General features: G+C 72.2%; 13 protein-coding genes. 10 read left to right on the top strand and 3 right to left on the bottom strand.

The window, feature by feature from the left end; all coding sequences use genetic code 11:
• Positions 1–45 precede the first annotated feature (45 nt).
• Entirely contained in the window at positions 46–432 is a 387-nt protein-coding gene (locus tag OHU74_RS03530; protein ID WP_371614523.1) for a barstar family protein, read from the top strand.
• A gap of 68 nt (positions 433–500) precedes the next feature.
• Here the strand turns inward: OHU74_RS03530 and OHU74_RS03525 are convergent, their stop codons facing one another.
• Positions 501–1,322 (bottom strand): YhjD/YihY/BrkB family envelope integrity protein, encoded by an 822-nt coding sequence (locus OHU74_RS03525; protein WP_371614522.1) that lies wholly within the window; start codon positions 1,320–1,322, stop codon positions 501–503.
• 146 nt (positions 1,323–1,468) lie between these two features.
• Entirely contained in the window at positions 1,469–2,782 is a 1,314-nt protein-coding gene (gene paaK, locus OHU74_RS03520; RefSeq protein WP_371614521.1) for a phenylacetate--CoA ligase PaaK, read from the bottom strand.
• 108 nt (positions 2,783–2,890) lie between these two features.
• On the opposite strand from paaK, the gene OHU74_RS03515 reads away from it, so the two are divergent.
• The gene (locus OHU74_RS03515; protein ID WP_371614520.1) at positions 2,891–3,820 is read left to right on the top strand and encodes an alpha/beta fold hydrolase; all 930 of its coding nucleotides are present in this window, start codon (positions 2,891–2,893) and stop codon (positions 3,818–3,820) included.
• A gap of 145 nt (positions 3,821–3,965) precedes the next feature.
• Positions 3,966–4,181: a hypothetical protein gene (locus OHU74_RS03510; protein WP_371614519.1), complete on the top strand. Its 216-nt coding sequence runs from the start codon at positions 3,966–3,968 to the stop codon at positions 4,179–4,181.
• A 126-nt stretch (positions 4,182–4,307) separates the two neighbouring features.
• Here OHU74_RS03510 and OHU74_RS03505 read toward each other — a convergent pair whose 3' ends face one another.
• Positions 4,308–5,945, bottom strand: coding sequence for an acyl-CoA synthetase (locus OHU74_RS03505; protein ID WP_371614518.1), 1,638 nt, complete (start codon positions 5,943–5,945; stop codon positions 4,308–4,310).
• Between the two features lie 174 nt (positions 5,946–6,119).
• On the opposite strand from OHU74_RS03505, the gene OHU74_RS03500 reads away from it, so the two are divergent.
• From OHU74_RS03500 to OHU74_RS03470, 7 genes are all read left to right on the top strand, one after another.
• Positions 6,120–6,920: a crotonase/enoyl-CoA hydratase family protein gene (locus OHU74_RS03500; protein ID WP_371614517.1), complete on the top strand. Its 801-nt coding sequence runs from the start codon at positions 6,120–6,122 to the stop codon at positions 6,918–6,920.
• A 316-nt stretch (positions 6,921–7,236) separates the two neighbouring features.
• The gene (locus OHU74_RS03495; RefSeq protein WP_371614516.1) at positions 7,237–8,205 is read left to right on the top strand and encodes a Zn-ribbon domain-containing OB-fold protein; all 969 of its coding nucleotides are present in this window, start codon (positions 7,237–7,239) and stop codon (positions 8,203–8,205) included.
• Complete coding sequence (locus tag OHU74_RS03490) at positions 8,205–9,272, top strand: thiolase domain-containing protein (protein ID WP_371614515.1); 1,068 nt, start codon at positions 8,205–8,207, stop codon at positions 9,270–9,272. The genes OHU74_RS03495 and OHU74_RS03490 overlap by 1 nt, the downstream gene beginning before the upstream one ends.
• Positions 9,269–10,444, top strand: a complete 1,176-nt coding sequence (locus OHU74_RS03485; RefSeq protein ID WP_371614514.1) for a thiolase domain-containing protein — start codon at positions 9,269–9,271, stop codon at positions 10,442–10,444. The genes OHU74_RS03490 and OHU74_RS03485 overlap by 4 nt, the downstream gene beginning before the upstream one ends.
• A gap of 167 nt (positions 10,445–10,611) precedes the next feature.
• Positions 10,612–10,839, top strand: a complete 228-nt coding sequence (locus tag OHU74_RS03480; RefSeq protein WP_371619550.1) for a DUF397 domain-containing protein — start codon at positions 10,612–10,614, stop codon at positions 10,837–10,839.
• Between the two features lie 177 nt (positions 10,840–11,016).
• Entirely contained in the window at positions 11,017–11,541 is a 525-nt protein-coding gene (locus OHU74_RS03475; RefSeq protein WP_371614513.1) for a hypothetical protein, read from the top strand.
• 61 nt (positions 11,542–11,602) lie between these two features.
• Positions 11,603–12,019: an ACT domain-containing protein gene (locus OHU74_RS03470; RefSeq protein ID WP_330294949.1), complete on the top strand. Its 417-nt coding sequence runs from the start codon at positions 11,603–11,605 to the stop codon at positions 12,017–12,019.
• Positions 12,020–12,093: the final 74 nt, after the last annotated feature.

Genomic DNA, 12,093 nt, shown 5'->3' with positions numbered 1-12,093 from the left:
CCTATTCGGGTGCGGTCGCCCCGCGGGGAGCCTAGCCTCGCTGCCGTGACCAAGACCTATGAGCTCGACGGTGAACGGATCCGCACGCTGGAGGACTTCTGGCTCGTCATCGGTGAGGCGGTGAACGGCCCCGGCGGCTATTTCGGGCGGAACCTCGACTCCTTCAACGACTGTCTGCGCGGCGGGTTCGGAACCCCCGACGACGATGATTTCAAGATCGTGTGGCTCCGCCACGAAGTGTCGCGGCGGCTGCTCGGACACCCCGAGACGGCTCGCCGTCTGGAGCAGACGCTGGTGCGCTGCCATCACACGAATCGCGCCCGCGTCGCAGAGGAGCTGGCCGCGGCACGGCGGGGGCAGGGGCCGACGGTCTTCGACTGGCTCGTCGACATCGCCGAGGGGCAGGTCCCCGGGGTGCTGGAGCTCCGCTGATCGCTGATGTCTGATCACCGGCCGGTCGTACGGTCGTACGGTTGTGCGGCGCCCGGACCGGAGCGGGGCTACTCCGCGAGCAGGCCGGTGGCGCGGAGGCGGCGGAAGATGAGGTGTTCGTGGACGAGGCGGCCGACGAGGGCGCCGCCGTACACCACGAAGCCGACGCCGACGAGCCAGGACTGGACGACCAGGAGGGTGCCGAAGGGGCCGTAGGTCACGGCGTTGGAGGCGATCAGCGGGGAGAACACCAGCTGCGAGAAGATCCGCAGGCCCAGCAGGCCGAGGCTGGTGGCCGCCGCTCCCGGGAGCAGCGCGCGCCAGCGGACCCGGCCGCCCAGGAGCATCCACTGGGAGGACCAGAAGAACAGGCCGGTGCCGATGACATCGCCCGTGGTGCCCAGGACCGTGCCGGGTGCGTCGTCCGAGGGGGAGGGGATGGCGACCAGGAGCGCGAGGTAGCAGACCAGCAGGGCGAGCCAGACGACGTGCCGCCACATGGTGTGCCAGCGGGCCGTGGGGAGGTCCCAGACCTTCTCGTACCCGGTCTGCACCGCGGAGCCGAAGGTCAGGCCGAAGACGGCCAGGGCGGCGAGCCCGAACGCCGTGGTCCGCTCCAGCGCCTGGTCCGCCGCGCCGAACAGCATCTCGATCTGCTCCCGCGAGTACGCCGTCACCCCCAGCGCCTGGCCGAGCCAGCGGCCGAAGCCCGAACCGCTGCCGGGCGCGGCGGCCGCGACGACGACCAGCAGCGGCACCAAGGTCAGGAAGCCGAGGGCCGCGAAGCCCATCGCCCGGTGCATCAGCTCCATCTCCCGGCCACGGCTCCACGCCAGCCCGGCCTGGGAGGCCTGGAGCCGGTCGTGGAGCAGCCGGAAGTACGTGGTCACGCCTCTTCCCCTACCCGGACCGGCCCGACGGTTCCCGGCAGGCCCCCCGAAGTGGCCCGAAGGGGTGGATCGGAAGGCCGCCGGTGGCTCCGGACACGGCCGCCGGTGGCCCCGGCGCCGCTCCGTGGGCCCGCGGGTGCGGGGGCTCAGCCCTCCCGGAGGTCCACCATGCGCTTGATCTTGCCGACCGAGCGCTCGAGGGTCTCCGGATCCACGACCTCCACCGCGACCGAGACCCCGATGCCCTCCTTGACGGCCCGCACCACGGCGGCCGCCGCGGCCTCCCGCTGACCGGGGTCGCTCTCCCGGCGCGCCTCCACCCGTACCGTCAGGGCGTCCAGCCGGCCCTCCCGGGTCAGGCGGAGCTGGAAGTGCGGAGCGAGGGCCGGTATGCGCAGGAGGACCTCCTCGATCTGGGTCGGGTAGAGGTTCACCCCGCGCAGGATGATCATGTCGTCGCTGCGCCCCGTGATCTTCTCCATCCGGCGGAAGGCGGGCCGGACCGTACCGGGCAGCAGCCGGGTCAGGTCCCGGGTGCGGTAGCGGATGACGGGCATCGCCTCTTTGGTGAGCGAGGTGAAGACCAGCTCCCCGGACTCGCCCTCCGGCAGCACGGCGCCCGTCAGCGGGTCGACCACCTCCGGATAGAAGTGGTCCTCCCATATGTGGAGGCCGTCCTTGGTCTCGGCGAACTCCTGCGCGACCCCCGGACCCATCACCTCGGACAGGCCGTAGATGTCCACCGCGTCGATGTCGAGCCGTTCCTCGATCTCGCGGCGCATCTCCTCCGTCCACGGCTCGGCTCCGAAGATCCCCGTCCGCAGCGAGGTGGCGCGCGGGTCGATGCCCTGGCGCTCCATCTCGTCCAGCAGGGTCAGCATGTACGAGGGAGTGACCATGATGACCTCCGGCCGGAAGTCCTGGATCAGCCGGACCTGGCGGTCCGTCATCCCGCCCGAGGCGGGCACGACCGTACAGCCCAGGCGCTCCGCGCCGTAGTGGGCGCCCAGGCCGCCGGTGAACAGGCCGTACCCGTAGGCGATGTGGACCATCTGGCCCGGTCTGCCGCCCGCCGCGCGGATCGACCGGGCGACGACGTCCGCCCAGGTGGACAGGTCTCCCTCGGTGTAGCCGACGACGGTCGGTCGACCCGTGGTGCCGCTCGACGCGTGGATGCGGCGCACCTCGGGGCGCGGGACGGCGAACATCCCGAAGGGGTACTGGTCGCGCAGGTCGGACTTGGTGGTGAAGGGGAAGAGGGCGAGGTCGGCCAGGGAACGGCAGTCGTCGGGATGCAGGCCGGCCTTGTCGAAGGCCTGGCGGTAGAAGGGGACGTTGTCGTAGGCCCGCCGCAGGGTCGCGCGCAGCCGCGTCAGCTGGAGGGCGGCCAGCTCGTCATGGCCCATCCGCTCGCCTTCGTCCGCCCAGGCGTCGTCTGGACCCTTCGCGTACGCACTCATGCCGCCACCCCTTCTCCGAGCTTCCCGACCGATCATTCGGTAGATTGCCCGACCTCGGCGGTGAAAATCAATGACTCGAACGGGTGATCGTCTGATGGGATGGCCCGCATGTCGACCCTGATCCCCGCATCCTCCACCCCCTCCGTGCCCCCTACCCCCTCCGCACCCGTCACGTTCGCCACCTTCGCCACGACCGATGGAACCGAACTCGCCTACCACGTCCTCGGCGAGGGCCCGCCGCTGGTCTGCCTCCCCGGCGGCGCCATGCGGGCCTCCGCGTACCTCGGCGACCTCGGCGGGCTGTCCGCCGGGCGCCGCCTGATCATGCTCGACCTGCGCGGCACCGGGGACTCCGCGATCCCGGCGGACGAGTCGACGTACCGCGTGGACCACCAGGTCGCCGACGTCGAGGCGCTGCGGATCCACCTCGGCCTGGAGAGCATGGACCTGCTGGCCCACTCGGCGAGCGGCAACCTCGCGCTGCTGTACGCGGCTGCGCATCCGCAGCGGCTGAGCCGGCTGGTCATGGTCACTCCGACGGCCTGGGCCGTGGACCTCGTACAGGACCCGCAGGAGCGCATGGAGACCTACCTGCTCAGGGCGGGCAGCGAGCCGTACGCCACGGCCCTCGCGGCCTACGAGCGGGTGATCGCGAGCACCGGGTCCGGCGGCGCTGTCGACAAGGCCGACTGGGAGGCGTCCATGCCGCTCGCGTACGGGCTCTGGGACGAGACGGCCCGCGCCCACGTGGCCGCGAACGCGCACCAGCAGAACGCGGAGGCGGCCGCCGCCTACGGCGGCCCGGGCGCCTTCGATCCGCCCGTCACCCGGGCAGGCCTGCGCCGAGTGGCGGGCGAGGTGCTGGTACTGGCCGGGGAGCTCGACGGCAATCCGCGCCCGGCCCTCGCCGCCCGCCTCGCGGAGCTCTTCCCGCACGGCACCACCGATGTCCAGCCGGGTGGCGGCCACTTCCCGTGGCTGGACGACGCGGACTGGTTCTCGGCGCGGATCGAGCGCTTCCTCGGCACCGGAGCCTGAGCGGCGACCGCGCGAGCCCTGTCCGGGCGACGACCGCGCCGACCCGTGATTGGCCGGTGACCGCGCCGCCCCGTGCCCGGGCGGCGACCGCCGGGACGGGGGCGTACGGTCGAACCAGGGGTTCCGGTGAAGGGAGGCGGCGGCCGTGTCCGTCATCGACCCCGCGGTAACCGTCCGCCTCGGCGCCCCCGGCGCCCGCCGCCTGGCCGGCCTGCTCTCCGAGGTGGCCCACCTGCTGGAGGACCCCGGCCCGCTCCGCCTCACGGAGGCCCAGTCCGACGTACTGGGCCAGGGCACGGACCGCCCAGAACTGGCGGCCTGGACCCGCATGCTCGCGGCCGAACTGCTCAGCCGCCTCTGAGCGCCCGGCCATGAGCCACACCCCGATCGGCCCGCCGCACCGGGCGCACGCGCAAGGCCCCGTACCGCGCGGCTCGCGCGATACGGGGCCAGGGGCCAGGAGCCAGGGGGGGCTCCGGTCACACTGCTAGTGGGCCGCCTCCGCGTCCGCCTCCGTCGCCACCGACTTCGCCCACCGGTAGTCCGCCTTGCCGCTCGGGGAGCGCTGGATGGCCGGGGTGATGACGAGCTGGCGCGGGATCTTGTAGCCGGCGAGCTTGGTGCGGCAGTGGGCCTGGATCTCGTCCAGCGTCAGGTCGGAGGCGCCCTCGCGGACCTGGACCACCGCGGCCACGTGGCTGCCCCACGTCGGGTCCGCGACCCCGGCGACCAGGGCGTCGTAGACGTCCGGGTGGGACTTCAGTGCCTGTTCGACCTCCTCCGGGTACACCTTCTCGCCGCCCGTGTTGATGCACTGCGAACCGCGGCCGAGGACGGTCACGATGCCCTGCTCGTCCACCGTCGCCATGTCGCCGAGCAGTACCCACCGCTCCGAGCCCTTCTGGAAGAAGGTTTCGGCGGTCTTGGCCGGGTCGTTGTAGTAGCCCAGCGGTACGTAGCCGCGCTGCGCGAGCCGTCCCGGCTCGCCCACCGGCACCGGCTCGTGGGTGACCGGGTCCACCACCTGGGTCCGCTCGTTGACCTCCAGCCGGAAGCCCTTCTCGGGGCCGGAGTCGTTCGTGGCGCGGCCGTTCGAGCCGGACTCGGACGAGCCGAAGTTGTTCAGGAGCATCACGTTCGGGACGAGCGCCTGGAACTCGGCGCGCACCGTCTCCGACATGATCGCGCCGGAGGAGGAGACGCTGAAGAGGGAGGAGAGGTCCGTGCCCTTGAGGGGACCGTTCAGGGCGTCGATGAGGGGCCGCAGCATCGCGTCGCCCACCAGCGAGACGCTGGAGACCTTCTCCTTCTCTATGGTGCGCAGCACCTCCTCGGGCGCGTACTTGCGGTGGATGACCACCCGCTGCCCGTAGTTGAAGGCGATGAACGAGGTCAGCGTGGAGGTGCCGTGCATCAGCGGGGGAGCCGGGAAGAAGGTCAGTCCGGCGCCGCGCGCGGCCACCCGCTCCGCCAGTTCCTCGGGCCGCTTCACGGGTTCGCCGGAGGGCTCCCCGCCGAAGAGGCCGGCGAAGAAGAGGTCCTCGGCGCGCCACATGACGCCCTTGGGCATGCCGGTCGTACCGCCGGTGTAGATGATGAACAGGTCATCGGGGGAACGGGGCGGGAAACCGCGCCCGGGCGAGCCGGCGGCCTCCGCGTCCGCGTACGCGACCGGCGCGATCGAGGGCTCCGGGGCGCCCTCGGGGGTCGGCCCGACCCGGATCAGGTGGCGGAGCTTCGTCGTCTGCGGCAGCGCCGCAGCGACCCGCTCGGTGAACTCGCCCTCGAAGACGAGCGCCGCCAGATCGGCGTCGTTGTAGAGGTAGACCAGTTCTTCCTCCACGTACCGGTAGTTCACGTTCACCGGCACCAGACGGGCCTTGAGGCAGGCCAGGACGGTCTGCAGGTACTCGATCCCGTTGTAGAGGTGCAGGCCCAGGTGCTCGCCGGCCTGCAGCCCGCTGTCCAGCAGATGGTGCGCGATGCGGTTCGACGCCGCGTCCAGCTCCGCGTACGTGAGGCGGCGCTCGGCGCCGGTCCCGGGGTGGTCCACGTACACGAGGGCCTCGCGGTCCGGGACCACGTCCACGACCGACTCGAACAGGTCGGCAATGTTGTACTCCACCGGTCCTCCTGACCCAGAAAATCCCATGGCTGGTCTGCTCGGCGGTCATTAGAGCGTCGCCAACCCCAACTGGGAAGGGGACCGCCCAATAAATCTGACTGGGTGTCAGAAAACTATTGAACTGCACTCGCCCCTCCTGCAACCTGTTCTAGGTCTTGAGACGGGAGGACGGCAATGGGTGGGACAGAACACCTGACCGTGGAACGCCACGGCGCCACGCTGGTGCTCACCATGAACAGGCCAGAAGCGAAGAACGCGCTTTCGCTGCCGCTGTTGGTGGGGCTCTACGACGGCTGGCTGGAGGCGGACGCGGACGACACGATCCGCTCGGTGGTGCTGACGGGCGCCGGCGGGGACTTCTGCGCCGGAATGGACCTGAAGGCGCTGGCCGGCAAGGGCATGGCGGGCGACCACTACCGGGACCGGCTCAAGGCCGACCCGGACCTGCACTGGAAGGCGATGCTCCGCCACCACCGGCCCCGCAAGCCGGTCATCGCGGCGGTCGAGGGCTACTGCGTGGCGGGCGGTACGGAGATCCTCCAGGGGACCGACATCCGGGTCGCGGGGGAGGGTGCCACCTTCGGGCTGTTCGAGGTCAAGCGCGGACTCTTCCCGATCGGCGGCTCGACGGTGCGGCTGCCCCGGCAGATCCCGCGCACGCACGCGCTGGAGATGCTGCTGACCGGGCGGCCCTACGCGGCCGAGGAGGCGGCGCGGATCGGGCTCATCGGGCGGGTGGTGCCGGACGGCACGGCGCTTGCGGCTGCGCTGGAGATCGCGGAGCGGATCAACGCGTGCGGGCCGTTGGCGGTGGAGGCGGTGAAGGCGTCCGTCTACGAGACGGCGGAGATGGCCGAGACGGAGGGGCTTGCCTCGGAGCTCCTGCGGGGGTGGCCGATCTTCGATACCGCGGACGCGAAGGAAGGGGCGCGGGCCTTCGCCGAGAAGCGGGCCGCGGTGTATCGGCGGGAGTAGTCGGGCGCCGTGCCCGTGCCGTGCCCGTGCCGTGCCCGGTGGTGCCGGGTCCGTGCGCCGGTGCGGCGCCGTTGCCGGGGGCCAGCCCCCGGACCCCCGCGCCTCAAACGCCGGCGGGGCTTGATTTCGGGGCTCTGCCCCGGACCCCGCGCCTCAAACGCCGGCGGGGCTGGATTTGCCGGGCGGGGCCGGATTTAGGGGCTCCGCCCCGGACCCCGCGCCTCAAACGCCGGCGGGGCTGAAATTGCCCGGGCGGGGCTGGATTTGCGCCGGCGGGGCTGGATTTGTCGGAACCTCACACATCGGAGACCCACCCATGACAGCCGCGTCCCCACCGGAGATCCTCCGCGCGCCCCTCGTCGTCGAGTTCCCCTTCACCCGGTCCCTCGGGCCCGTGCAGAGCGCCTTCCTGACGGGACTGCGCGAAGGCGTCGTGCTCGGGGTCACCACCGCCGACGGCAAGGTGATGGTGCCGCCCGTGGAGTACGACCCCGTCACCGCCGAGGAGATCCGCGACCTGGTCGAGGTGGGCGCCACCGGGACCGTGACCACCTGGGCCTGGAACGGCTCCCCGCGCCGGAGCCAGCCCCTGGGCACCCCCTTCGCCTGGGTCCTCGTGCGCCTCGACGGTGCCGACACCGCGATGCTCCACGCCCTCGACGTGCCCGGCCCCGACGCCGTGCACACCGGCATGCGGGTCCGGGTGCGGTGGGCCGCGGAGCGGACCGGGGCGATCACCGACATCGCCTGCTTCGAGCCCGCGCAGCCCGGGGACGGGGACGGGGCCGCGCAAGCCGCCCCGCACGACGGGGAGTTCGCGGACGCCGTCACCGGCATCGTCGCCGAGGCCCGGCTGGACTACACGTACAGCCCCGGCCGCGCGCAGACCGCGTACATCGCCGGCCTCTCCGAGCAGAAGACCATCGGCGAGCGCTGCCCCTCCTGCCACAAGGTGTACGTGCCCCCGCGCGGCGCCTGCCCCACCTGCGGGGTCGCCACCACCGACCGGGTCGAGGTCGGCCCGGCGGGCACGGTCACCACGTACTGCATCGTCAACATCAAGGCCAAGAACCTCGATATCGAAGTCCCCTACGTCTACGCCCACATCGCTCTCGACGGCGCCGGCCTCGCCCTGCACGGCCGGATCGGCGGGATCCCGTACGACCAGGTCCGCATGGGTCTGCGGGTCGAGCCCGTGTGGACCGACGGCGGGCGCTACCCCGATCACTACCGCCCCACCGGAGAGCCGGACGCGGACTACGACGTCTACAAGGAGCTCATCTGATGCCGGACACGACCAGGCACGCGCGCGAGGTCGCCGTCGTGGCCTTCGCGCAGAGCGACCACCGGCGCCGCACCGACGAGCTCAGCGAAGTCGAGATGGTCATGCCGGTCCTGCACCAGGTGCTGGCCCAGACCGGCCTGAAGGCGGGCGAGATCGGCTTCACCTGCTCCGGTTCCAGCGACTACCTCGCGGGCCGGGCCTTCTCCTTCACCATGACCCTCGACGGAGTCGGCGCCTGGCCGCCGATCTCCGAGTCCCACGTGGAGATGGACGGGGCCTGGGCCCTCTACGAGGCCTGGGTCAAGATCCAGACCGGCGAGGCCGACACCGCGCTCGTGTACTCGTACGGGAAGTCCTCCCCGGGCTCGGTGCGTGACGTCCTGACCCGCCAGCTCGACCCGTACTACGTGGCTCCGCTCTGGCCCGACTCCGTGGCCCTGGCCGCCCTCCAGGCGCAGGCGCTCATCGACTCCGGGGAGACCGACGAAGCCGCGCTCGCCGAGATCGGCGCCCGCAACCGGGCCTCCGCGAGCTCCAACCCCTACGCCCAGCTCAGCGGAGCCGTCCCGCAGGGCGACTACCAGGTGGCCCCGCTGCGCACCGGCGACTGCCCGCCCATCGGCGACGGTGCGGCCGCCGTCATCCTGGCCGCCGGGGACGTGGCGCGGCGGCTGTGCGAACGGCCCGCCTGGATCACCGGCATCGACCACCGCATCGAGGCGCACAGCCTGGGGCTGCGCGACCTCACCGACTCCCCGTCCACGCGGATCGCCGCCGAGCACGCGGGCGTCTTCGAGGGCCCGGTGGACACCGCCGAACTGCACGCGCCGTTCTCCTCCCAGGAGGTCGTGCTGCGCAAGGCCCTGGGACTCGACGGGTCCGTGAGCGTCAACCCGTCCGGCGGGGCGCTCGCCGCCAATCCGGTCATGGCCGCGGGCCTGATCCGGATCGGTGAGGCGGCGGCCCGCATCCACCGCGGCGAGTCCGACCGGGCCGTCGCGCACGCCACCTCCGGCCCCTGCCTCCAGCAGAACCTGGTCGCCGTCCTGGAAGGGGACCGAGCATGAGCACGACGGGCAAGGAGCCGGTGGCCATCGTCGGCATCGGCCAGACCAAGCACGTCGCCGCCCGCCACGACGTCTCCATCGCGGGGCTGGTGCGCGAGGCGGCCGCCCGCGCGCTCGCGGACGCCGAGCTGACCTGGGCGGACATCGACGCGGTCGTCATCGGCAAGGCCCCCGACTTCTTCGAGGGCGTGATGATGCCGGAGCTGTACCTGGCCGACGCCCTCGGCGCGGTCGGCAAGCCCATGCTCCGCGTGCACACGGCCGGTTCGGTGGGCGGCTCCACGGCGCTCGTCGCCTCCAACCTGGTGGCCGCCCGCGTCCACCGCACGGTGCTGACCCTCGCCTTCGAGAAGCAGTCCGAGTCCAACGCGATGTGGGGGCTCTCGCTGCCCGTCCCCTTCCAGCAGCCGCTGCTGGCGGGGGCTGGCGGGTTCTTCGCCCCGCACGTGCGCGCGTACATGCGGCGGACCGGCGCCCCCGACACGGTCGGCTCGCTCGTCGCGTACAAGGACCGCCGCAACGCGCTGAAGAACCCGTACGCGCACCTGCACGAGCACGACATCACCCTGGAGAAGGTCCAGGCCTCGCCGATGCTGTGGGACCCGATCCGCTACTCCGAGACCTGCCCGTCCTCCGACGGAGCCTGCGCGATGATCCTCACCGACCGGGCGGGCGCGGCCCGTTCGCCGAAGCCGCCGGCCTGGGTGCACGGCGGGGCGATGCGCAGCGAGCCGACCCTCTTCGCGGGCAAGGACTTCGTGTCCCCGCAGGCGGGCAAGGACTGCGCGGCCGACGTCTACCGGCAGGCCGGGATCACCGATCCGCGCCGGGAGATCGACGCGGTGGAGATGTACGTGCCCTTCTCCTGGTACGAGCCGATGTGGCTGGAGAACCTCGGTTTCGCCGAGGAGGGCGAGGGCTGGAAGCTCACGGAGGCCGGTGTCACCGAACTCGACGGAGACCTTCCGGTCAATCCGTCGGGCGGAGTCCTGTCCACCAACCCGATCGGCGCCTCCGGCATGATCCGCTTCGCGGAGGCGGCCCTCCAGGTGCGCGGCCAGGCCGGGGAGCACCAAGTCCCGGACGCGCGGCGGGCGATGGGGCACGCGTACGGGGGCGGGGCCCAGTTCTTCTCGATGTGGCTGGTCGGGGCCGAACCGCCGGCCTCCTGACGGGACTTCCGACCGGACTCCCGCTCGGACACCGACCGGAATTCCGTTTCCGGAAAGGGTGCCGCACCGGCCACGAGTGACGCACCGTGGCCTGTGCGGCACGCCGTGCGATGGCTAACCTGGCCCCGGGACGACGTACCGGGAGGAGCACGCACGTGGCAGAGAGCATGACTTCGCAGGCGCCGGCCGGCTGGAGCAAGCCGGACCTCGATCTGACCGAGGCGGACTGGCAGTCGAGCAGCCGGGGGGCGGGTGACGTCCAGATCGCCTTCGTGGAGGGGTTCATCGCCATGCGCAACGGCGACCGCCCCGAAAGCCCCTCGCTGATCTTCGCACCGGACGAGTGGCGCAAGTTCGTCCTGAACGCGCGGGGCGGGGAGTTCGACCTGACGTAGCGGGCACTACACGAACGGCCCGGCAGTCCCTCGTGTTCCGTCGAGGGGTGGCCGGGCCGTTCGGCGCTCTCCTGTCGGCCCGCCGCCGAACCGCCGCCGGAAGCCCGGATATTCCCATGCCTCCCGGCGGCCGGACCGGCATCATGGCCGCCATGACGATCACCCGCCGAAAGGCCCGTGCCGCGTAGCCGGCCGGGCGCGCTGCGCGCCGCACGGGGACGGTTCGAAGGCCGTCGTCCGCCCGCCTGGGCACGCAAGCTGCCGCCCGTCGACCGGATGTCCGCCGCCGCGAGCGCGGAGGTGCACTGGGTCGAGCATCTCGGCGTCCCGCAGCTCGGCCCGGAACGCGAGGGCAGGCTCGCGGGCCTCCTGCGCGCCTACCGCGCGTTCCTGGCCCGACCCGGCGGCCGGCTGCGGCTGACCGCCTCCTCGTGCCTCGCCTGTCCGAGTTGCGCGCTCGACGACGTCGCCGAGGTCCGCGACGCGATCGCCGAGAGCTACCGGACCCTGCCACCCCTGGCCCGGGCCGCGCTCGGTCGTCTCCTGCGTGACCTGGACGCCGAATTCCGGCGCCGGACCCTCCCGGACCCGGATCCACCACCTGCCCACTGGGCCCACTGGTACGAGTACGTCGACGACTGGGCCGAGTGGGGCGGCGTCCCGCTCGCATGGTGGCACCGCCGCCTCTACGAGGGCGCGTGACCGGGGCTGGTGATGCCGGAGGAGATCCGGTCAAATCGGGATGGATGGGTAAGGTGGCCGCATGAGTGGAGAGAGCGACCTGCGGAAACTGCTGAGCGGAATGCGGCCGGAACTGAACGACGGGCTGTACGTGTTCTGCACCATCCCCGGAGACACCGACCCGGAGGCCCTCGCCGGGCTCACCCCCGTCGCCTCCATCCTGGAACCCGAGGGGCTCACCCTCGTCCTGGGGCAGGAGGAGGCCGACGCGGCCGGGCTGCCCTACGAGTACACCGCCGGGTGGATCACCCTGCGCGTCCACTCCGCGCTGGACGCCGTCGGCCTCACCGCGGCCTTCGCCACCGAACTCGGCGCGCACGGCCTGAGCTGCAACGTCATCGCCGGCTACCACCACGACCACCTCTTCGTCGCCGCCGACCGGGCCGCCGAGGCCGTGGCCGTCCTGGAGGCGCTCGCGGCCCGCTCCGCGGAGGGCTGAGCCTGCCCGGAGGGCCGCGGGAACCCCTCCGGACGGCCGTCGAATCCATGGCCGGACGGCCGCCGAACCAGGAC

The organism is Streptomyces sp. NBC_00454 (genome assembly GCF_041434015.1).
GTDB lineage: Bacteria > Actinomycetota > Actinomycetes > Streptomycetales > Streptomycetaceae > Streptomyces.
Note: the sequence above shows the minus strand (reverse complement) of the source record. Positions and strands in the feature narration are given on the sequence as shown.

What these genes read in the sequence shown, in the direction of transcription:
- paaK (WP_371614521.1), bottom strand. Translation starts at nt 2,782, where the DNA reads ATGAGTGCGTACGCGAAGGGTCCAGACGACGCCTGGGCGGACGAAGGC.
- OHU74_RS03515 (WP_371614520.1), top strand. Translation starts at nt 2,891, where the DNA reads ATGTCGACCCTGATCCCCGCATCCTCCACCCCCTCCGTGCCCCCTACC.
- OHU74_RS03500 (WP_371614517.1), top strand. Translation starts at nt 6,120, where the DNA reads ATGGGTGGGACAGAACACCTGACCGTGGAACGCCACGGCGCCACGCTG.
- OHU74_RS03495 (WP_371614516.1), top strand. Translation starts at nt 7,237, where the DNA reads ATGACAGCCGCGTCCCCACCGGAGATCCTCCGCGCGCCCCTCGTCGTC.
- OHU74_RS03490 (WP_371614515.1), top strand. Translation starts at nt 8,205, where the DNA reads ATGCCGGACACGACCAGGCACGCGCGCGAGGTCGCCGTCGTGGCCTTC.
- OHU74_RS03485 (WP_371614514.1), top strand. Translation starts at nt 9,269, where the DNA reads ATGAGCACGACGGGCAAGGAGCCGGTGGCCATCGTCGGCATCGGCCAG.
- OHU74_RS03480 (WP_371619550.1), top strand. Translation starts at nt 10,612, where the DNA reads ATGACTTCGCAGGCGCCGGCCGGCTGGAGCAAGCCGGACCTCGATCTG.
- OHU74_RS03470 (WP_330294949.1), top strand. Translation starts at nt 11,603, where the DNA reads ATGAGTGGAGAGAGCGACCTGCGGAAACTGCTGAGCGGAATGCGGCCG.